18 protein-coding genes and 1 riboswitch are annotated in these 19,448 nt (G+C 74.8%); of the genes, 9 read left to right on the forward strand and 9 right to left on the reverse strand.

Features of this window, described 5'->3' with window-relative positions; all coding sequences use genetic code 11:
* Positions 1 to 20: 20 nt before the first annotated feature.
* Complete coding sequence (locus FHX32_RS07135) at positions 21 to 1,385, reverse strand: AI-2E family transporter (RefSeq protein ID WP_167179986.1); 1,365 nt, start codon at positions 1,383 to 1,385, stop codon at positions 21 to 23.
* A 93-nt stretch (positions 1,386 to 1,478) separates the two neighbouring features.
* Between FHX32_RS07135 and FHX32_RS07140 the strand changes: the two genes are divergently transcribed.
* Both FHX32_RS07140 and FHX32_RS07145 read left to right on the forward strand, forming a co-directional pair.
* Positions 1,479 to 1,817 (forward strand): GroES family chaperonin, encoded by a 339-nt coding sequence (locus FHX32_RS07140; RefSeq protein ID WP_109902438.1) that lies wholly within the window; start codon positions 1,479 to 1,481, stop codon positions 1,815 to 1,817.
* 147 nt (positions 1,818 to 1,964) lie between these two features.
* Positions 1,965 to 2,132, forward strand: coding sequence for a hypothetical protein (locus tag FHX32_RS07145; protein ID WP_167179987.1), 168 nt, complete (start codon positions 1,965 to 1,967; stop codon positions 2,130 to 2,132).
* Positions 2,133 to 2,181: 49 nt separating this feature from the next.
* Here the strand turns inward: FHX32_RS07145 and FHX32_RS07150 are convergent, their stop codons facing one another.
* Positions 2,182 to 3,666, reverse strand: a complete 1,485-nt coding sequence (locus tag FHX32_RS07150) for a PrsW family intramembrane metalloprotease (protein ID WP_167179988.1) — start codon at positions 3,664 to 3,666, stop codon at positions 2,182 to 2,184.
* A 23-nt stretch (positions 3,667 to 3,689) separates the two neighbouring features.
* Positions 3,690 to 3,811, forward strand: a riboswitch (SAM riboswitch).
* Between the two features lie 45 nt (positions 3,812 to 3,856).
* Here FHX32_RS07150 and FHX32_RS07155 point away from each other — a divergent pair.
* Complete coding sequence (locus tag FHX32_RS07155) at positions 3,857 to 5,116, forward strand: aminotransferase class V-fold PLP-dependent enzyme (RefSeq protein ID WP_167179989.1); 1,260 nt, start codon at positions 3,857 to 3,859, stop codon at positions 5,114 to 5,116.
* Between the two features lie 31 nt (positions 5,117 to 5,147).
* Here FHX32_RS07155 and FHX32_RS07160 read toward each other — a convergent pair whose 3' ends face one another.
* Positions 5,148 to 6,431 (reverse strand): FUSC family protein, encoded by a 1,284-nt coding sequence (locus FHX32_RS07160; RefSeq protein ID WP_486480948.1) that lies wholly within the window; start codon positions 6,429 to 6,431, stop codon positions 5,148 to 5,150.
* 45 nt (positions 6,432 to 6,476) lie between these two features.
* Here FHX32_RS07160 and FHX32_RS07165 point away from each other — a divergent pair, with 45 nt between their 5' ends.
* Positions 6,477 to 7,139, forward strand: coding sequence for an HD domain-containing protein (locus FHX32_RS07165; protein WP_167179990.1), 663 nt, complete (start codon positions 6,477 to 6,479; stop codon positions 7,137 to 7,139).
* On the opposite strand, the gene FHX32_RS07170 is transcribed toward FHX32_RS07165, so the two are convergent.
* Positions 7,084 to 7,395 carry a DUF4031 domain-containing protein gene (locus FHX32_RS07170; protein ID WP_167179991.1) on the reverse strand — a complete coding sequence of 104 codons (312 nt, stop codon included), beginning with the start codon at positions 7,393 to 7,395 and terminating at the stop codon, positions 7,084 to 7,086. The two genes, FHX32_RS07165 and FHX32_RS07170, sit on opposite strands and share 56 nt — an antisense overlap.
* Positions 7,396 to 7,461: 66 nt before the next feature.
* Here FHX32_RS07170 and FHX32_RS07175 point away from each other — a divergent pair, with 66 nt between their 5' ends.
* Entirely contained in the window at positions 7,462 to 8,862 is a 1,401-nt protein-coding gene (locus FHX32_RS07175) for an FAD-linked oxidase C-terminal domain-containing protein (protein ID WP_167179992.1), read from the forward strand.
* A gap of 31 nt (positions 8,863 to 8,893) precedes the next feature.
* On the opposite strand, the gene FHX32_RS07180 is transcribed toward FHX32_RS07175, so the two are convergent.
* The gene (locus FHX32_RS07180) at positions 8,894 to 9,424 is read right to left on the reverse strand and encodes a hypothetical protein (protein WP_167179993.1); all 531 of its coding nucleotides are present in this window, start codon (positions 9,422 to 9,424) and stop codon (positions 8,894 to 8,896) included.
* An 84-nt stretch (positions 9,425 to 9,508) separates the two neighbouring features.
* Positions 9,509 to 11,323 (reverse strand): glycerol-3-phosphate dehydrogenase/oxidase, encoded by a 1,815-nt coding sequence (locus FHX32_RS07185; protein WP_167182360.1) that lies wholly within the window; start codon positions 11,321 to 11,323, stop codon positions 9,509 to 9,511.
* A 79-nt stretch (positions 11,324 to 11,402) separates the two neighbouring features.
* Between FHX32_RS07185 and FHX32_RS07190 the strand changes: the two genes are divergently transcribed.
* The 3 genes from FHX32_RS07190 (at position 11,403) to FHX32_RS07200 (ending at position 15,184) form a co-directional block, all read left to right on the forward strand.
* Positions 11,403 to 13,841 carry a S8 family serine peptidase gene (locus tag FHX32_RS07190; protein ID WP_167179994.1) on the forward strand — a complete coding sequence of 813 codons (2,439 nt, stop codon included), beginning with the start codon at positions 11,403 to 11,405 and terminating at the stop codon, positions 13,839 to 13,841.
* 86 nt (positions 13,842 to 13,927) lie between these two features.
* A complete protein-coding gene (locus tag FHX32_RS07195) occupies positions 13,928 to 14,863 on the forward strand; it encodes a GNAT family N-acetyltransferase (protein ID WP_167179995.1) in 936 nt (311 codons plus the stop codon).
* A 75-nt stretch (positions 14,864 to 14,938) separates the two neighbouring features.
* Complete coding sequence (locus FHX32_RS07200; RefSeq protein ID WP_167179996.1) at positions 14,939 to 15,184, forward strand: hypothetical protein; 246 nt, start codon at positions 14,939 to 14,941, stop codon at positions 15,182 to 15,184.
* 57 nt (positions 15,185 to 15,241) lie between these two features.
* On the opposite strand, the gene groL is transcribed toward FHX32_RS07200, so the two are convergent.
* From groL to FHX32_RS07215, 3 genes are all read right to left on the reverse strand, one after another.
* Positions 15,242 to 16,864, reverse strand: a complete 1,623-nt coding sequence (gene groL, locus FHX32_RS07205; protein WP_088996274.1) for a chaperonin GroEL — start codon at positions 16,862 to 16,864, stop codon at positions 15,242 to 15,244.
* A gap of 273 nt (positions 16,865 to 17,137) precedes the next feature.
* Positions 17,138 to 18,298: a hypothetical protein gene (locus FHX32_RS07210; RefSeq protein ID WP_167179997.1), complete on the reverse strand. Its 1,161-nt coding sequence runs from the start codon at positions 18,296 to 18,298 to the stop codon at positions 17,138 to 17,140.
* Positions 18,299 to 18,402: 104 nt separating this feature from the next.
* Entirely contained in the window at positions 18,403 to 18,606 is a 204-nt protein-coding gene (locus tag FHX32_RS07215; RefSeq protein ID WP_013288855.1) for a cold-shock protein, read from the reverse strand.
* 220 nt (positions 18,607 to 18,826) lie between these two features.
* On the opposite strand from FHX32_RS07215, the gene FHX32_RS07220 reads away from it, so the two are divergent.
* Positions 18,827 to 19,357 (forward strand): GNAT family N-acetyltransferase, encoded by a 531-nt coding sequence (locus FHX32_RS07220; RefSeq protein ID WP_167179998.1) that lies wholly within the window; start codon positions 18,827 to 18,829, stop codon positions 19,355 to 19,357.
* The last annotated feature ends 91 nt before the right edge of the window (positions 19,358 to 19,448 follow it).

Genomic DNA, 19,448 nt, shown 5'->3' on the forward strand with positions numbered 1-19,448 from the left:
GGGGCGGGGCGGGAGGGGGGTCAGGGGGCTTGGGGGGCGACCACGACGGCGTCGGGTGGGGTGTCCGGGACGGTGCGGGCGGCGAGGCGGCGGACCGCGGTGTTCAGCACGGCGATCAGCGGCACCGAGACGAGCGCGCCGGTGATCCCGGCGAGGACCACCCCGGCGGCGATGCCGATGATCACGGCGAGCGGGTGGATGGCCACCGCCCGGCCCATGATCAGCGGCTGGAGCACGTGCCCCTCCAACTGCTGCACCCCGATCACCGCGCCCAGGATGATCAGCGCGGTCACCGGGCCGCTGTCGACCAGCGCGACCAGCACCGCGACGCCGCCGGAGAGAGTGGCGCCGACGATCGGGATGAACGCGCCGAGGAACACCAGCGCGGCGAGCGGGAAGGCGAACGGGATGTCGAAGATGACGAGGAAGATGCCGATGCCGACCGCGTCGATGAAGGCGACCAGCACCGTCGCCCGTACGTAGGCGACCAGCGTCGACCAGGCCGCGCGACCCGCGTCGTCGACCTTCCAGCGCGCCGCCACCGGCAGCAGCCGGACCAGGAAACGCCAGATCCGGTTGCCGTCGCGGAGGAAGAAGAAGGTGGCGAAGAGCACCAGCAGGGTGCCGGTGAGCACCTCAGCCAGGGTTGCCGCGGTGGAGAGCGCGCCGCTGGTGAACTTCTCGGTGTTGTTGTTGATCCACCGCTGACCCTCGTCGATGTAGCGGTCGAGTTGCCCGTCGGAGAGGTGCAGCGGGCCCGTCTTCAACCAGTTCTGGATCTGCCGGACGCCCTCCGAGGACTTCTCGCTGAGCTCCGGCACGCCCTGGATGAACTCGTTCACCACCAGGGTCAGCGTGCCGATCACCGCGGCCAGGCCGCCGACCAGCACCACCGCGGTCGCCAGTGACCGGGGCAGGCGGGCCCGCAGCAGCCAGCCGACCGCGGGCGCGAGGAGCGCGGAGAGCAGCAGGGCGACCGCGAGCGGGATGATCACGATCCGGATGGTGCCGACGATCTTGAGCAGCGCCCAGGCCACGACGCCGATCACGATCAGCCGCCAGGACCAGGCGGCGGCGATCCGCAGCGCGTGCGGCACGTCCGCGTCGTCGCGGCTGGAGGTCGAGTTGTGCATGGCGGCCGGCGGCTCCGCCCCGACCACCGTCGCCGTCACCGGGGCCGCCGGCCCGGGAGCGGCCGGGGTGGCCACCTCGGCCGGCTCGGGAACCGCCGCGGACCTGGTCCGGCTGGAGCGCACCGATTCGCGTCCCGACTCGTACGCGCGACGCAGCCGTCCGCGTACCCGCTCGAAGCGGCTCAAGCGCACCTCCTGGCATGAGAACCGGCCCGTCCACGGTGTCAGGTCGCACAGGATACGCCTGACCATGTCACCGTAGGGCAGTTCCGCCACCCGGTGCCCCGGCGCCGGGCGGCGTAACCACCGGCCGCCGGTCAACCCGGACACGGTACCGTCTGCGGCGTGACCGCCGACAAGAATCTCGACTCCGGCCTGCCGATCCGGCTGCTGCACGACCGGGTGCTGGTGCGGATGGAGGGGAGCGAGGGCGAGCGCCGCTCCACCGCCGGCATCGTGATCCCGGCGACGGCCGCCGTGGGCAAGCGCCTGGCCTGGGCGACCGCGGTCGGGGTGGGGCCGAACGTCCGCTCCATCGTCTCCGGCGACCGGGTGCTCTTCGACCCCGACGACCGCTCGGAGGTCGAACTGCACGGCCGCGGGTACGTGCTGCTGCGCGAGCGCGACGTGCACGCCGTCGCCGCCGAGCGGGTGGAGAACGACTCCACCGGTCTCTACCTCTGATCCGGCCCGCGTCCGCCCGCCGCCACCCGGTCCGGCCGGCACGCCGCCGCCCTCGCTGACACGCCGTCCCGTCGCCGACGCGGCCGGCCTCGTTTGCACCGCTCCCCGCCGGGAAGCCAGCCGCACCACCGGCCCTGGGGAGGGACGATGCCGGTACTCGTGAAGAAGGTGTTGCTCTGGGGCTTCGTCGCGTTCCTGATCTACTTCATGGCGTTCCGGCCGGAGGGCGCGGCGGAGATGTTCAAGTCGATCGGGGCGGGGCTGATGGCGATGTTCCAGGGCTTCGGTGACTTCCTCACCAGCCTGATGAGCTGACCGGCGCGGCGCCGGCCCGGGGTGCGGGCACCGCGCGGGGCATCCGGCGTCAGGGGTGCCCGGGTGGCCAGGGCGCGGCCGGGCGCGGGCCGGGCCAGCCGTAGCCGGCCGGGAAGACCGGCGGCGGTGGCGGGGCCAGCACCACCGGGATCGGCACCACCGGCTCGTCGGGCGCCTCCACCGGCCGCTGCGAGCCGTCCGGGAAGCGCAGGTGGTAGCGCTGCCCGTCCCAGATCCCGGCCGGCGCCTGCGGATCCCTCCCCACGAAGAACGAGCGGTACGCGGTGATCGCGTCCAGCAGCTCCCGTTCCTCCCGTGCCGTCCGTTCCCTGTCCACCGGCCGGCGGTCCAGCCCACGCAGCGCCCCGTCGCGCAGCAGCGCCAACCGGGTCGCCGCGAACTGGTAGCCGCGCATCGCCTTCACCCCGGCGTCGCCGCCCACCCGGCGGGCCCACACCCGGGCCGCGTGCCGGCGCCCGAGACTGCTCAGCGCGGCCACCTCGGGCGGGGTGAGCCAGCCGGCCCGGACGTAGTCGGGCAGGGTGCGCTCGGTGAGCCGCCCCTCCCAGGCACGCAGCCACACCGCCAGCCCGACCATGCCGAAGAAGATCGGCACCATCACGCCGATGAAGCCGTACAGCATGATCAGTGCCTGGCCGGTGGCCTGGGTGAGGGTCGGCAGCAGGTTCCAGGTGCCGTGCAGCATCATCGCCAGCAGCAGGCCGGCAACCGGGGCGAGGAACCGGACCCGCCGGTCCGCCGTCCGGGCGGCGATGCCCAGGCCGACCCCGGTCATCGAGGTGAACAGCGGGTGGGCGAAGCCGAAGAGCAGGATCCGGACGATGAAGATCGCGATCACCTGCTGCGCGCCGGTCGCCGGGCCGTACCGGTCCACGCCCGACGCGTAGCCGTAGCCGCCCAGGTAGAGGATGTTCTCCACCATGGCGAAGCCGACCGCGGAGAGCCCGCAGTAGACCAGGCCGTCGGTGATGCCGGACCACTCCCGGCGCCGGAACACCAGCAGCAGGATCGGCCCGAGCGCCTTGGTCAACTCCTCGATGAACGGCGCCACCAGCACCGCGGTGAGCGCGGTCGGCAGGCCCATCTCGGCGAACACGCCGGCCGCGAACCCGTTGACCTCCAGTGAGGCGGCGGTGGAGACGAACGCACCCCAGGCGAAGCAGAAGACCAGGTACTTGAGCGGTTCCGGTTCGTACCGGTCGAGCCAGAGGAAGCAGGCCACCAGCACCGGGACCGGCAGGATCGCCGCGGCCACGCCGATCAGCAACGCCTCGATGCCGAGTTCGTCGTTCAGCACCGACACCATGTAGATCGCGCAGGCGGTGATCAGCAGGAACACCCCGACCAGCACGAGGATCCGCCGCCAGCCCAGCCGGCGGCCCGGCATCGCGGGAGCGCCGGCGGGCACGACGGCGACGGCGGGCGCGGTGGGCGACGGCGGTCGGGGACCGCCGGGCGGGGTGTCGGCCATGCGGTCAGCGTAGTCACCCCCGGCCCGCTGTTCCGGTCGCATCGGCGGCCGCTATGCTGCGGTCAGGTCACGAGTGCCAGCGTCAAGCCCCGGCTTGCTGGCCGGCAACCCTCGTCGAGGTTCGCGGTGGGGTGCCCCGGGTGATGACCGGGCCCGGCCCGATCCGCGCGCCGGGCAAGCGCGGACCCCGCCCTGCGCCCGCCCCGGGGTCCCTGGACCCGGAGGTCGTGCCATGACCATCACCCTCGTACCCCCGTCGCACCGCGCCCGCACCGCGCCCCCGGCCGGGCTCGACGTGCTCGGCGTGCCCGGCGAGATCAACCTGGACTACGCGGCCACCGCGCCGTGCGCGCGGGCCGCGGCCGACGCGGTGGCCGAGCTGCTGCCCTGGTACGCCAGCGTGCACCGCGGCGCCGGGGCGCTGTCGCGGCGCTGCACGCTCGCCTACGAGCGGGCCCGGCAGACCGTCGGCGACTTCTTCGGCGCCCGCGCCGACGACCACGTGGTCTTCACCCGCAACACCACCGACGCGCTGAACCTGCTGGCCCGGGCGCTGCCGGCCGGCACCACGGTGGTCTCCTTCGCCGCCGAGCACCACGCCAACCTGCTGCCCTGGCCGCGCGGCTCGGTCCGGCTGCCGGTGCCCGGCTCTCCGGGCGAGGCGGTACGCGCGCTGGACGCCGCCCTCGGCGAGCTGCGCCGCGACGCCAGTCCCGGCGTACCGGTGCTGGTCGCGGTGACCGGGGCGAGCAACGTGACCGGGGAACGCTGGCCGGTGGCCGAACTGGCCCGGGTGGCCCGGCGGCACCACGCCCGGATCGCGGTGGACGCCGCGCAGCTCGCCCCGCACACCCCGGTCGACCTGCTCGCCCTCGACGTGGACTACCTGGCCGTCTCCGGGCACAAGCTGTACGCGCCGTTCGGCGCCGGGGTGCTGATCGGCCGGGCCGACTGGCTGGACGCCGCATCGCCGTACCTGGCGGGCGGGGGCGCGACCAGCCACGTCGGGGCGGCCACCCACGACGTACGGTGGGCGACCGGCCCGGCGCGGCACGAGGCGGGCACCCCGAACCTGCTCGGCGCGGTGGCGCTGGCGGCGGTCTGCGCGGCGCTCGACGGCGCCGACCGGGCCGCGCTGCACGACCGCGAGCAGGAGCTGCTGGCCCGGCTCCGGGACGGGATCGCCGCCCTGCCGCACGTGGTGGAGCTGCGCACCTTCGGCCCGGACGCGCCCCGGGTGGGCATCGTGTCGTTCGTGGTGGCCGGCCGGGACTCGTCGGCGGTGGCGGCGGAACTGGCCCGCGAGCACGCCATCGGCGTCCGGGACGGCCTGTTCTGCGCCCACCCGCTGGCCCGCCGGCTGCTCACCGAGGCGGCGAACCGCAGCGGCCGGCGCGACCTTCCGCCGACCGCGCTGCGCGCCAGCATCGGCCTGGGCAGCACCGCCGAGCACGTGGACACGCTGCTCGCCGCGCTGGCCGCCCTCGACTGACCGGCCGCGCCGGGATCGGCACCCGGCGGGTTCAGCCCACCGGCGGGGCGGTCGGCGGCTTCGGGGCGGTCTCCGGCGCGCTCTCGCCGGTGGGCCGCTCCAGGTCGCCGAAGGACTGCCGGATCAACCGGTTCGCGTCCTCCTGGCCGATCCCGGAGGCCACCATCAGATCACTGGCGGTGGTGCGCACCTGGGCGATCACCACGCTGCCGGAGAAACCGACCCCCTGGGCGTACGCCCGGCCGGCCTCGCTGACCGCGCGCAGCGCGCATTCCCGGGCCTTCTCCGGCTCCTCGTTGTTGGCGAACTCGTGCTTGAGCAGGCGGACCGACTCGGCGAGGTGCTTGACCGCGTCCGGCATCGGCTCGGGCACCGACTCCTCGTCCTCGATCAGGGTGACCGCGCGGCGGATCAGCGTGCCGCTGTTACGCATCGCCCGGTCGATCGGGTCGGCCGCCTCGGCGTAGTGGGTGAGTTCGTCGCGCCGGTGCCAGCGGGCCGGCGAGAGGGTCACGGTCTCCTTGGCCCCCTCGATCGCTTCGCTGAAGGTGGCCAGCTCCTCCTTGTTGTCGCGGAGCCGTTCCAACGCCCGCTGGACCGCGTCCCGGTCCCGGCTGCGCAGCCCCTCGGCCGCGGCGTCCAACTGGGCGGCGAGCAGGTCCAGCGCGGGCCGGGCGGCCCGGTTGATCACCCGTAGCGGGTTGAGCGGGAGCAGGATCGCGGTCACCAGCAGCGCGATCCCGCCGCCGACGAACGCGTCGACGAACCGCGGGATCTCCAGGTTCTCGGTGGACGGGGTCAGCGTGACGATCAGCACGGCGGTGGCGGCGGCCTGGATGACGATCCCCACGCTGGCCCCGGCGAAGACGGTCAGGATGACAGCCAGCGTGACCACCAGTCCGAGCTGCCACGGTCCGGTGCCGACGAAGTAGATCAGGAGGTCGCCGAGGGCGACGCCGATCGCCACCCCGATGATCAGCTCCAGGGTCCGGCGGAACCGCTGCCCCACCGAGACCGCGAGGGTGCCCACCGCGGAGATCGGCGCGAAGACCGGCTGCGGGTTGCCGAGCAGCTCGTGCGCCGCCAGCCAGGACAACCCGGCGGCCACCCCGGCCTGCAGCGCCAGCCCCATCGCCAGCCGAACCCGCTGCAACCGGTCGTGCAGGGTGGCCTTGCCACGCTGCCGCAGCTCCCGGGTGGCTTCCTCGACCTGCGGGAAGTCGGGTTCCTCCCGCCTCCGGTGCAGCACGACCCGGCGCAGCAGCGAGCGGGTCCGGTACCGGGACAACGGCATGGCCGGGACTACCCGCACCACCGCGGGTGAATCCTCACCTTCGGCGATCTGCGGCAGACTGTTCGGGTGGCGGAACTGATCGACCGGTGGCGGCGGGCGGCGCGGAGCGCCGGGGCACCCGACGGGGCGGCCCTGACCACGGCCGGGGAGGAACTGCTGGCCCGGTGGCGGGAGCCGCACCGGCACTACCACACGCCGCGGCACCTGACCGCGGTGCTGGACGTGGTGGACGGGTACGCGACGCTCGCCGGGCGACCGGACCTGGTCCGGCTGGCGGCCTGGTGCCACGACGCGGTCTACGACCCCCGCGCCGCCGGGGACGCCAACGAACGGGACAGCGCCGCGCTGGCCGGGGCGCTGCTCACCGGGCTGGGGCTGCCGGCCGGCGCGGTCGCCGAGGTCCGCCGGCTGGTGCTGCTCACCGCCGGGCACGCGGTGGACCCGGCCGACCCCGACGGAGCCCTGCTCTGCGACGCCGACCTGGCCGTGCTGGCCGCGCCCCGGCCGGCGTACGACCGGTACGCCGCCGCCGTCCGCCGGGAGTACGCGCACGTGCCCGAGCCGGCCTTCCGGGCCGGACGGGCCCGGGTGCTGGCCGGGCTGCTGGCGCTGCCGGCGCTGTTCCGGGTGCCCCCGCTGGCCCGGCGCTGGGAGGCCGCCGCCCGGGCGAACCTCACTCGCGAGCTGGCCGCGCTGACCGGGCCGGCGCCCGATCGGGAGCCGACCTGACCAGGTGCTTCGGTCGACGCAGGCCGGCCGCGCGGAGCAGCCGGACGAGTTCCCGGCTCGGCACCACCCGGGCACCCAGCCAGACCGCCGCGGCGAACCGTTCGGCCGGGATGTCGTAGTGGTCCCGGTCGAAGCCCCGGCGCGGCACGCCCAGCATCTCGGCGAAGGCGTGCAGCTCGGCGAGGGAGACGTCGCTGATCAGATGCGACCAGAGCCGCCCCCGCCACGGCCAGCCGGGCCGGTCCAGATACAGCATGGCGGCAATCTAACCCGCCGCCGGTGCGGTTGATGATCGCCGGAGGGCGACCGTAGCCTTCCCCGCATGGCCGGATCCCCCCTGCTCGACGACCTGCGGGCCGCGCTCGGTGACGACGCGGTGCTGACCGACCCGGACCTGCTCCGGATGCACGAGCGGGACGAGGCGGACCTCTGCGCCGCCGGCACCCCACTGGTGGTCACCCGGCCGCGCGGCACCGCGGAGGTGGCCGCGGTGGTCCGGGCGGCCGCCCGGCACGGCGTACCGGTGGTGCCGCAGGGGGCGCGGACCGGGCTGGCCGGTGCGGCGAACGCGGTGGACGGCGCGGTGGTGCTGAGCACCGCCGCGATGGACGCCATCCTGGAGATCGACCCGGTGAGCCGGATCGCCGTGGTCCAGCCCGGGGTGGTCAACGCGACGCTCGCCGCCGCGGTGGCCGAGCAGGGGCTCTGGTATCCGCCCGACCCGGGCTCCTGGGAGTCCTCCACCATCGGCGGCAACGTCGCCACCAACGCCGGCGGCATGTGCTGCGTCAAGTACGGCGTCACCACCGAGTACGTGCTCGGCCTGGAGGTGGTGCTCGCCTCCGGCGAGGTGCTGCGCACCGGCCGGCGGACCGCCAAGGGGGTCGCCGGTTACGACCTCACCCGGCTCTTCGTCGGCTCGGAGGGCACGCTCGGGATCATCACCGAGGTGACCGTGGCGCTGCGCCCCGCACCGGCGGAGTCGCTGTCCCTGGTCGCGGTCTTCCCGTCCACCGCGGCGGCCGGCGACGCGGTGGCCGGGATCGCCGCCCGGGGCCTCTCCCCCAGCCTGCTGGAACTGCTCGACCAGACGCACCTGCGGGCAATCGAGGCGTACCGGCCGATGGGGCTGCGCACCGACGCCCAAGCGCTGCTGCTGGCCGCCGCCGACACCGGCTCCCGGGCCGCCGACGACCTGGCCGCGCTCGCCGAGGTCTGCACGGCGGCCGGCGCCGACGAGGTGTACGCGGCCACCGACGCGGTCGAGGCGGCGGCGCTGCTGCAGGCCCGCCGGCTGGCCCACCCGGCGATGGAGAAGTTCGCCGCGGACGCCTTCCCGGGCGGCAACGGCGGGCTGGTCATCGACGACGTGGCGGTGCCCCGCGGGTCGCTCGCCGCGCTGCTCGACGGGGTGGCCCGGATCGCGGCCGAGTGCGACGTGCCGATCGGCGTGGTCGGGCACGCCGGGGACGGCAACATGCACCCGAACATCGTGGTCGACCGGGCCGATCCGGCGAGCCTGGCGCGCGGCCGGCGCGCCTTCGACGAGATCATGCGGCTGGGCCTGGACCTGGGCGGCACCTGCACCGGCGAGCACGGAGTGGGTCTGCTCAAGCGGGACTGGCTGGCCCGCGAGATCGGCCCGGTCGGGGTCCGGGTGCACCAGGCGGTCAAGGCCGCGCTGGACCCGACGGGCCTGCTGAACCCCGGCAAGGTGCTCTGACCCGGCGAGGTGCGCTGACCGCGCGAGGCCGTCAGGCGGTGGGCTCGGCGGGGGTGGCCTGGGTGAGCAGCAGCAGGATCTCGTACGCCACCAGCGGCTGCTCCTCGCCCGGGCAGTCCTGCGTGGTGATCATGCCGACCGAGGTGAGCAGGCTGGAGGTGAGCGCGTCGATGCAGGTCACCCGGTACTGCCGGGCCTGATCGGTTTCCTGCGGCAGCCGCGGGTCGTCGAGCAGCACCTGGAGCCGCTGCACCTGCTCGGCGCCGAGCGTGCCGGACGAGGTCACCCCGTCGCCGGCGCAGTCGACGCACTCCCACCGGCCGTCCGGCTCCACGTTCAGCGTGCGCAGCGGGCCGTTCGAGCCGAGCTTCTGCAGCAGGCTGACCTTGCCCTTGCCGATGGTCGCCGCGCCGCCCAGCCCGGGCTGCACCGCCGCCGACTCGGCCGATCGCGGTGTCGGTTTGTCGTCGGCGTTGCCCGGGCGGGTGCACCCGGCGAGGCTGACGGCCAGCAGAGCGGCGACGGAGAACGAAACCAGACGGAACCGGAAAGCGGGAACCACGCGCCGCAACCTACCCCACCGTAGGTAGCGCCGGAACCCGTCGAGCGTACCGAGATCGTTGCGTAACGTTACCGGCCGGTTAGGTTACCGTGACGAGGAGGGGAGTTCGGCCGCGTCGTCGTCGGAACCCCGGTCCCGGACGAAGCCCCGTACGTCGGGCGCGCCCAGCCGGGCCGCGTCGGCCGCGACGTCGTCCGGCATCTGCTGCGACTGCCGTTCGGCCGCCACCCGGGCCCGGTAGTTCGCCACCTCGCGGGCGCGCGTCGCCGCGCCCCAGCCGAGCACCGCGCCCATCAGTTCGGCGGCGTGCTCGGCCGACTCCAGCCCCCGGTGGCTGGTCTCGAAGGAGATCCGGGTACGGCGGGTGAGCACGTCCTCCAGGTGCAGCGCCCCCTCGGCCCGGGCCGCGTAGGTCACCTCGGCGGCCAGGTATTCCGGCGCGCCGGCCAGCGGGGAGGCGAGCAGCGGGTCGGCGTCGATCAGCGCGATCAGGTCGAGGGTGAGGGTGCCGTAGCGCTCCAGCAGGTGCTCGACCACCCCGACCGGGACGCCGTGCCGGCGGGCCAGGTCGGCCCGGTCCCGCCACATCGCGGCGTAGCCGTCCGCCCCGAGCAGCGGCAGGTCGGCGGTGCGCGACGGGCGTACGCCGCCGAGCCGGCGGGCGGCCCGGTCGACCACGTCCGAGGCCATCACCCGGTACGTCGTGTACTTGCCGCCGGCGACCAGCAGCAGCCCGAGCATCGGCTCGAAGACCGCGTGCTCGCGGGACAGCTTGGAGGTGGAGTCGGCCTCGCCGGCCAGCAGCGGCCGCAGCCCGGCGTAGACGCCCTCGATGTCGTCGCGGGTGAGCGGCCGGTCCAGCACCGTGTTGACCTGCTGGAGCAGGTAGTCGATGTCGCGGGCGGAGGCGGCCGGGTGGGACCGGTCGAGCCGCCAGTCGGTGTCCGTGGTGCCGATGATCCAGTGCCCGCCCCATGGAATGACGAAGAGCACACTGGTCGCGGTGCGCAGGATCAGCCCGGTCTCGCCGGTGATCGCCGAGCGGGGCACCACCAGGTGCACCCCCTTGGAGGCGCGCACCCGGATGCCGGGGCGCAGCCCGACGTCGTTGAGCATCCGGGACATGTCGTCGCTCCACACCCCGGTGGCGGCGATGACGGTGCGCGCCTGCACCTCGAACTCGGCGTCCGGCGAGCCGGCCGGCGCCTCCAGGTCGCGCACCCGGACCCCGGTCACCTCGCGGGCCTGCCGGATCAACCCGACCGCCCGGGCGCTGCTCACCACGGTCGCTCCCAGGCTGGCCGCGGTGCGGGCCAGGGTGACCACCAGCCGGGCGTCGTCGACCTGCCCGTCGTAGTAGCGGATCGCGCCGGCCAGCCCATCGGCCTTCAGGCTGGGGAAGATCCGCCGCGCGCCCTCGCGGGTCAGGTGCCGGTGCAGCGGCATGCCCCGGCCACCGCCGAAGACACCCGCGAAGGCGTCGTAGGTGGCCACCCCGGCGCCGTAGTAGGAGCGGCGGAAGAGCCGGCCCGCCAGGTCGCGTACCCCCCGGCCGGGGAGCGGGACTAGGAACGGCACCGGTCGGACCAGGTGCGGCGCCAGCCGGGTGGCGAGCAGTCCGCGCTCGGTGAGCGCCTCGTGGACCAGGTGGAACTCCAACTGCTCCAGGTAGCGCAGCCCGCCGTGGATCAGCTTGCTGGACCGGCTGGAGGTGCCGGCGGCGTAGTCGCGCGCCTCCACCAGGGCCACCTTCAGCCCTCGCGAGGCGGCGTCCAGGGCGGCGCCGGCGCCGGTCACGCCACCGCCGATGACCAGCACGTCGAACCGCTCGGCCCGGAGCCGGCGCAGGTCGTCGGCGCGGCGCTCCGGGGAGAGCTGACCGGCGACTGATCGGGACACGTTCGGATCGCGCACCCGTCCACCGTAACCGTCGCGGGCACTCCGGCGGCAGGCGGCGCTCGGGCCGTACTGTCTGGGGATGCAGGTCGGTCCCCCGTCGCCCACCGGTCCGTACGTGCCGCAGCCCCCGCCCGCGCCGCCGCGGCCCAGCCCGTGGGCGGTGGTGGCGGCCACGCTGGCCGGCGGCTGGATCGTCGGGTGCACCCTGCTCACCCAGGCCGGCGGATGGCTGACCGACCAGGTGCTGCTGGCCAGCGGGCTGGACCGGCTGGTCTGGCTCTGGCCGGCGCTCGGCCTGCCGACCGTCCTGCTGGTCGGCACGCCCGCGCTGCTGCTGGCGCTGGTGCCCCGCTCGGCGGCGGTCCGGGCCACCGGCCGCGCCTGGCTGGCCGGGGCGCTGTTGCTCGCCGCCCTCGGGCTGCTGCGCGCCATCCCGCCGGTGCACCACGAGGCGTACCTCGCGGCACTGGCCGCCACCGCCGCGTTGGCCGCCGCCCTGCTGGTCCGGCTGGCCCGCCGCCGCGGCCAGCCGGCGACGGCCGCCCGGGGCCGCCGGCCGGGCAGCCTCAGCTTGCTCGGCGTGGCCGCCGGGCTGGTGCTGCTGCTGCCCTGGGTCTGGCTGGGCGCGCTCGGCGGGCCGTTGGAGACCGGGCTCGCCGCGCTGGCGGCGGCCGCCCTCGGCGCGCTGGCCGGGGCACTGCTGGACGCCGGCTTCTGGGCCCCGTTCGCGGTCGGCGAGTCGCCCCGGCCGGCCCGGCTGGTGCTGGTCGGCGGGCTGGTCGCCGGGGTGGCGCTGCTGCTGCTGGCCGCCGGGATCGGCCAGCCCGGTGCGCAGCTGCCACTGCTGCTGACCCTGCCGCCGGCCGGCTTCGCGCTGGCCGCCCTCCAGGCGGCGGCCCGCCGCCCCGGCGTCCGCCAGGCCGCCGACCGCGCTCCGGCCGGCTGGCTGGTCGGGCTCGCCGTGCTCGGCCCGCTCGCCTTCACCGACCCGGAAGAGATCACCCTGGTCCTCACCAACACCCGCGACGTGCCGTTCTGGGTGGCGGCCGCCGCCGGCGCGGGGCTCGCCGTCGCGGCCCTGCTGGCGATCGCGTACGGGGTGCTGCTGGCCCGGCCGCGCGGCCGCACGCCGAGCCGGCGGGTGGCCACGGTTACCGCCGCGGCCCTGCTGGTGACGACCGGAGTGGTCGCCGCCGGCCCCGGCCAGCCCGGACTGCACGGCGAGCGGCTGCTGGTGGTGCTGCGCGAGCAGGCCGACCTGACCGGGCTGCCGGCCGGCGCGCCGGGGCGGGCCGGCCGGGACGCCCGCGCGGCCGAGGTCTACCGGCGGCTGGTGGCCACCGCCGACCGCAGCCAGGCCGAGCTGCGCCGCGACCTGCGCCGGCTGCGGCTGCCGTACACCCCGTACTACCTGGTCAACGCGGTGGAGGTGGCCGGCGGGCCGGCGGTGCGGGCCTGGCTCGCCGGCCGGCCGGAGGTGGACCGGGTGCTGGTCAGCCAGCGGCTGCGGCCGCTGCCGGCGCCGGCCGGGATCAGCCGGGGCACCGTGGCCGCCCCGACCGGTCCGGAGTGGAACATCCGGCTGATCGGCGCGGACCGGGTCTGGTCGCAGCTCGGCGTGGACGGCTCGGGCGTGGTGGTGGGCAGCTCCGACTCCGGGGTGGACGGCGGGCATCCGGCGCTCGCCGGCGGCTTCCGGGGCGGCGACGACTCCTGGTACGACCCGTGGAACGGTAGCCGCGCGCCGGCCGACCGGGGCGGGCACGGCACCCACACGGTGGGCAGCGCGGTGGGCCGGGGCGGCGTCGGGGTGGCCCCCGGCGCGCAGTGGGTGGGCTGCGTCAACCTGGACCGCAACCTCGGCAACCCGGCGTACTACCTGGACTGCCTCCAGTTCATGCTGGCGCCCTTCCCGCCCGGCGGGGACCCGTTCACCGACGGCCGGCCGTCCCGGGCGCCGGACATCCTCACCAACTCGTGGGGCTGCCCGTCGATGGAGGGCTGCGACCCCCGGGTGCTCCGTCCGGCCACGGCCGCGCTGGACGCCGCCGGCATCCTGGTGGTGGCCGCCGCCGGCAACACCGGGCCGTACTGCGGGTCGGTCGACGACCCGCCCGCGCCGTACCCGGACGTGCTGACCGTGGGGGCGGTGGACCGGCAGCGCCGGGTCACCAGCTTCTCCTCGCGCGGGCCGGCGCCGGGTGGCGCGGCCAAGCCGGACCTGGTGGCGCCGGGCGCCGAGGTGGTCTCGGCGATGCCCGGCGGCGGGTACGCCCGGCTCGACGGCACCTCGATGGCCACCCCGCAGGTGGCCGGCGTGGTGGCGCTGATGTGGTCGGCGAACCCGGCGCTGGTCGGCGACCTGGCCCGGACCCGGCGGATCCTGCGGGAAACGGCCAGCCCGGCGATCGCCGGCTACCGCTCCCGTGACCCGGCCGACGCCTGCGGGGGCGACCGGAACATCACCGGCGCCGGCCTGGTCGACGCGTACGCCGCGGTCCAGGCCGCCCGCTCCTGACCGGCCGCCGGGAACCCGCTGGGCTTCGGGTGATCGCTGCGCCGCCCTTGCGCACCCCGGTACCCGGTGATCTAGGGTCGGCCACCATGGACGCGGAGATCGTCGAGCTGACCGCCGACCGGGCGCCGGCCGTGGTGGAGCTGTGCCGGCGGGCGCTGGACCTGCCGGAGGACGCGGCCGAGGCCGCCGAGATCGTGGCCGCCCTGTGGACCCGGGCCGGCGCGGACCGCCCGGTGGTCGCGCTGGGCGCGTACCGGGGCGGGGACCTGGTCGGGGTGCTGATCTGCTCGGTCGCCGCCGACCCGCGGCTCGGGCACGTGGACCTGGTGGCGGTCGACCCGGCCGGGCGGCGCCGGGGCATCGGGCGGGCGCTGCTCGGGCACGCCGAGCGGACGCTCGCCGGGCTGGGCGCGGCCGAGGTGCTGCTGGCCGGGAACCCGCCCTACTACGCCTGGCCCGGCATCGACGTGCGCTACACCCCGGCGATCTGCGCCGCGCTGGCGCTCGGCTACCGGCAGGACCGGACGGCCTGGAACATGACCGCCGACCTGTCGTACGCGGGGTCGCCGGCGCTGCGGTCCACCGGGGACGCCGAGCGGCGGCTGGCGGGGCAGGGCGTCACCGTACGCCGGGCCGAGCCGGCCGACCTGCCGGCGCTGACCGCGTTCGCCCGGTCCACCTTCGGCGGGGCCTGGGACGCCGAGCTGCTCGGCTCGGTCGGCCGGGACGGGGCGGGCTGCCACCTGGCGGAGCGGGACGGCGAGGTGCTCGGCTTCGCCGCGTACGGGTCGAGCCGGCCGAGCTGGTTCGGGCCGATGGGCACCGCCCCGGCGGCCGAGGGCTCCGGCATCGGCGGCGTGCTGCTGCGCCGCTGCCTGCGCGACCAGCGTGCGGCCGGGGTGGAGGCGGCGCAGATCGGCTGGGTCGGGCCGGTGCCGTTCTACTCGGGCAGCGCGGGCGCCCGGATCGAGCGGGTCTTCTTCCTGTACCGCAGGACACTCGACGCGCGACAGGGTGAATAGGACATAGATCCCGATAACGCCGTTCACCCACAGCGCCCACCGCCGCCTCCTACCGTTTCGGTAGAGGAGGCAGCCATGACCACGGACGACGAACATACCGACGACGTCCAGCCCGTCACCTGGACCCCGGTCGGCGAACTCCCCGGGCAACTGCCGTTCGACCGCCTCGACTACGGCGACGCCGAACAACTGGCGGAGATGGTCGGCGCCGAGGAGGCCGAGGCCGAGGAGCCGCTGGAGATGGTCGACGCGCCGATCCAGCTCCGGCCGCCGTACGACCGGCCACAGAAGCGGCGTAACCAGCGCCCGTTGCCCACCTGACGACGAAACGGGGCGGACCGCGTCAGCGGCCCGCCCCGTTTCCGGTCGGATCTGGACTCAGAAGTCCATGTCCCCGCCACCCGGACCAGCCGGGGCGGCCGGGGTCTTCTCCGGCTTGTCCGCCACGACGGCCTCGGTGGTGAGGAACAGCGCCGCGATCGACGACGCGTTCTGCAGCGCCGAGCGGGTCACCTTGGCCGGGTCGATGATGCCCGCGGCCAGCAGGTCCACGTACTCGCCGTTGGCGGCGTTGAGGCCGTGGCCCGCCTCCAGGTTGCGGACGTGCTCGACGACCACGCCGCCCTCGAGGCCGGCGTTGACGGCGATCTGCCGCAGCGGGGCGTCCAGCGCGATCTTGACGATCTGCGCGCCGGTCGCCTCGTCGCCGGTCAGGTCCAGCTTGTCGAAGGCGGTCTTGCCGGCCTGCACCAGCGCGACGCCACCACCCGGGACGATGCCCTCCTCGACGGCGGCCTTCGCGTTGCGGACGGCGTCCTCGATGCGGTGCTTGCGCTCCTTCAGCTCGACCTCGGTGGCCGCGCCGACCTTGATCACCGCAACACCGCCGGCCAGCTTGGCCAGGCGCTCCTGCAGCTTCTCCCGGTCGTAGTCGGAGTCGCTCTTGTCGATCTCGGCCCGGATCTGGTTCACCCGGCCCTGGATCTGCTCGGCGTCACCGGCGCCGTCGACGATGGTGGTCTCGTCCTTGGTCACCACGACCTTACGGGCGCGGCCCAGCATGTCGAGGCCGACGGCGTCGAGCTTGAGGCCGACCTCCTCGCTGATGACCTGGCCACCGGTGAGGATGGCGATGTCGGTGAGCATGGCCTTGCGGCGGTCACCGAAGCCCGGCGCCTTGACGGCGACCGACTTGAAGGTGCCGCGGACCTTGTTGACCACCAGGGTGGCCAGGGCCTCACCCTCCAGGTCCTCGGCGATGATCAGCAGCGGCTTGCCGCCCTGCATGACCTTCTCGAGGATCGGGAGCAGGTCCTTCACCGACGAGATCTTGCTGTTGACGATCAGGATGTACGGGTCGTCGAAGACGGCCTCCATACGCTCCGGGTCGGTCATGAAGTACGCGGAGATGTAGCCCTTGTCGAAGCGCATACCCTCGGTGAGCTCCAGCTCCAGGCCGAAGGTGTTGCTCTCCTCGACGGTGATGACGCCTTCCTTGCCGACCTTGTCCATCGCCTCGGCGATGATCTCGCCGACGCTGGTGTCACCAGCCGAGATGGAGGCGGTGGAGGCGATCTGCTCCTTGGTCTCCACGTCCTTGGCGAGCTTGAGCAGCTCCTCCGAGACGCTGGCCACGGCGGCCTCGATGCCCCGCTTCAGGGCCATCGGGTTGGCGCCGGCGGCCACGTTGCGCAGGCCCTCACGAACCAGGGCCTGGGCCAGGACGGTCGCCGTCGTCGTGCCGTCACCGGCCACGTCGTCGGTCTTCTTGGCGACCTCCTTGACCAGCTCGGCGCCGATCTTCTCGTACGGGTCCTCGAGCTCGATCTCCTTGGCGATGCTCACACCATCGTTGGTGATGGTGGGGGCACCCCACTTCTTCTCGAGCACGACGTTGCGGCCCTTGGGGCCGAGCGTCACCTTCACGGCGTCGGCGAGCTGGTTCATGCCCCGCTCGAGGCCGCGGCGCGCCTCTTCGTCGAACGCGATCATCTTGGCCATACGGCGTTGTCCTCCTGGACACTCACGGGCCACCCGAGTGTGTGTCCCGGATGGGCCGCCTGGTGTACGCACCTTGGGACGTCGCCACCGGATGACGGCGACGCCTCCTCGGCCGGGCCGGATAGCCCGCGACGACCGGCCACGCGCCTCGCCAACGGTTGTCCGCCGGCGTGGCCGCGGCCCCACCGCCCCGACCATTGGCACTCACAGGTTGCGAGTGCCAATGACTTGTTTAGCACTCTCCCTGGGCGAGTGCAAGCACGACCGCCCCGGTCAGCCGAGTTCGCCGGCCAGCCGGGCGGCGTTCACCGGGCCCTCATGGGCCCGCTGCTCGGCGTAGGTCACGACCAGGCCGACGAGCTGCACGACGTGCGCCGGCAGGGCCAGCACCGCGGCCGCCAGGATGACCATGGTCACGCCGACCGCCGAGCCCGCGGAGTCGAGCGGGGTGGTGCCGAACGGCACGGTCCCGGCCGTCTCGATCACGCCGGCCACCATCGAGCCGACGATCACCGCCGCGACCACCATCGCCACCCGGCCGAGCAGCAGGCCAAGCCGGTCGTGGAACATCCGCCAGGCCCGGCCGATCGGGGCCTGCCGCTCGAAGAGCCAGACCGGACCGGCCATGCTCAGCGCGAACGCGAAGTAGATGCCGGGGATCACGCAGAGGCAGACGCCGAGCGCCACGATCAGGCCGATCAGCAGCGTCCAGCCCCAGAGCCCGAACGCCCGGCGCAGGCCGTACCGCAGCGCCGCGCCCAGCCCGACCGGTTCGCCGGCCGCCTGCCGGGCGACCACCCAGCTGCCGGCGGCCCAGCCCACGCTCTGCACCAGGCCGAAGAGCAGGCTGCCGCCGATCAGCACGCCGAACAGGGTGGCCAGGTCGGTCAGGAAGGTGTCCGGCAGCGCGTCCGGGTTCTGGCTGGCCGCGGCGTCCCACTCGGCCGACGGGTCGACCAGCAGGCTGATCACCGAGAGCGCCGCCGCCGGCAGCACCTGGGTGAGCAGCAGGATCGGCAGCAGCAGCCGCCAGCCCCGCTGCACCGCGCCGACGCACCGGTCGAACCAGCCGGACACCCCCGCCCCGGGCGGGGTGACCAGCGGGTCGGTCTGGTCGAAGCCGTAGCCGGGCGGGTACCAGCCCGGCTGGCCGACCGCCGACTGCGGGTACCAGGGCACGCCGTACCCGCCGGGCGGGAACCCGCCGGTGGGCGGCGTCGGCCAGCCCGGCCCACCGGCGGCCGGCGGCCAGCCCTGCGGACTGTACGGGGTGCCGCCCGGCCACGCCTGCGGTGCGGCGGGATCCCACGCCGGGGGCTGCTGCGCCCCGGGCGGTGGCGGCGCGGCCGGATCCCACGGCTGGGGTTGCTGGGCGGCCGGGCCGGCGGCTCCCGGGGTGGGGGACGGCGCGTCCGGGGGCGGCTGGTCGGACATGAACCCTCCTCAGCGACAGCTGGAACGGCTCACGATCTTTCCTGGTGCGGTGGCCGCACCGCAGCCCCGCCGACCCGGCGCGTCGGAAGGGTGGGGGCGCCGGGTCAGGCGATGACGCGCACCCGCTCGGCCTGCGGCCCCTTCTGGCCCTGGGCGATCTCGAACTCCACCCGCTGGCCGTCGTCCAGCGCCTTGTAGCCGTCCATCTCGATCGCGGAGAAGTGGACGAAGACGTCCTGCCCGCCGTCGACGGCGATGAAGCCGTAGCCCTTTTCGGCGTTGAACCACTTCACGGTGCCCTGTGCCACGGTGCACTTCCTCACTCTGCGCGGCGTACCACAACCCGGAGGCCGGCAGGCCGGCATCCCGGGGCCACCGTTCGGCGATCGGCGACGGCCGCTGAAACGGTGACCGAAATCGCACGCTACACGAGGCGTGACTACGGTGCACGACCACAAATCGGGCATATTCCGTTTGATCGCGGACTCCCTCGGGATCGCCGTACGTCGTTGTGGTAGGCATGCGGGCATGACCAGCGATCCGGGCGGGCCGGGCCGCCGGGTGGCGGAGGTCCGGCGGGTCCGGCCGCGGGACGCCGCCCGGATGCGGGCGCTGCGCCTGGAGATGCTCGCCGACGCGCCGCTGGCGTTCCTGGAGACCCTGGCCGACGCGGCGGCCCGGCCGCACGCCGAGTACGCCGCGCGGGTCGCGTACACCTCGACCGGCACCGACACCGCGCAGTTCGTGGCCGACCCCGGCGGCCGGTTCGTCGGGCACGCCGGCGGCACCACGGTCCGCGCGGAGCCCGGTCTCACCGTGATCTACGCGGTCTACGTGACCCCGACCTGGCGCGGCAGCGGACTGCTCGCCGAGCTGGTGGAGGCGGTGGCGCAGTGGTCAAGGGCGTGCGGCCGCCCCGAGCTGATGCTGGAGGTGGTGGTCGGCAACGACCGCGCCTACCGGGCCTACCAGCGGCTGGGCTTCGTCGACACCGGCGTCCGGGTACCCCACCCCACCATCCCGGCCCTGACCGAACTCCAAATGCGCCGCCCCGCCTGACCCCGCTGACCGTAAACCCAACGCTGGGCAGCACCCGAAGATCAACGCCCCCAGGGCCCGGAGTCCCGACGCAGGACGACCCGGAAGGGTT

Source organism: Micromonospora sp. CNZ280 (genome assembly GCF_011759515.1).

Bases quoted from the DNA above. Each gene is read 5' to 3' on its own strand.
- FHX32_RS07135 (WP_167179986.1), bottom strand. From the start codon at position 1,385: ATGGTCAGGCGTATCCTGTGCGACCTGACACCGTGGACGGGCCGGTTC.
- FHX32_RS07145 (WP_167179987.1), top strand. From the start codon at position 1,965: ATGCCGGTACTCGTGAAGAAGGTGTTGCTCTGGGGCTTCGTCGCGTTC.
- FHX32_RS07150 (WP_167179988.1), bottom strand. From the start codon at position 3,666: ATGCGACCGGAACAGCGGGCCGGGGGTGACTACGCTGACCGCATGGCC.
- FHX32_RS07155 (WP_167179989.1), top strand. From the start codon at position 3,857: ATGACCATCACCCTCGTACCCCCGTCGCACCGCGCCCGCACCGCGCCC.
- FHX32_RS07170 (WP_167179991.1), bottom strand. From the start codon at position 7,395: ATGCTGTATCTGGACCGGCCCGGCTGGCCGTGGCGGGGGCGGCTCTGG.
- FHX32_RS07175 (WP_167179992.1), top strand. From the start codon at position 7,462: ATGGCCGGATCCCCCCTGCTCGACGACCTGCGGGCCGCGCTCGGTGAC.
- FHX32_RS07190 (WP_167179994.1), top strand. From the start codon at position 11,403: ATGCAGGTCGGTCCCCCGTCGCCCACCGGTCCGTACGTGCCGCAGCCC.
- FHX32_RS07195 (WP_167179995.1), top strand. From the start codon at position 13,928: ATGGACGCGGAGATCGTCGAGCTGACCGCCGACCGGGCGCCGGCCGTG.
- FHX32_RS07200 (WP_167179996.1), top strand. From the start codon at position 14,939: ATGACCACGGACGACGAACATACCGACGACGTCCAGCCCGTCACCTGG.
- groL (WP_088996274.1), bottom strand. From the start codon at position 16,864: ATGGCCAAGATGATCGCGTTCGACGAAGAGGCGCGCCGCGGCCTCGAG.
- FHX32_RS07210 (WP_167179997.1), bottom strand. From the start codon at position 18,298: ATGTCCGACCAGCCGCCCCCGGACGCGCCGTCCCCCACCCCGGGAGCC.
- FHX32_RS07220 (WP_167179998.1), top strand. From the start codon at position 18,827: ATGACCAGCGATCCGGGCGGGCCGGGCCGCCGGGTGGCGGAGGTCCGG.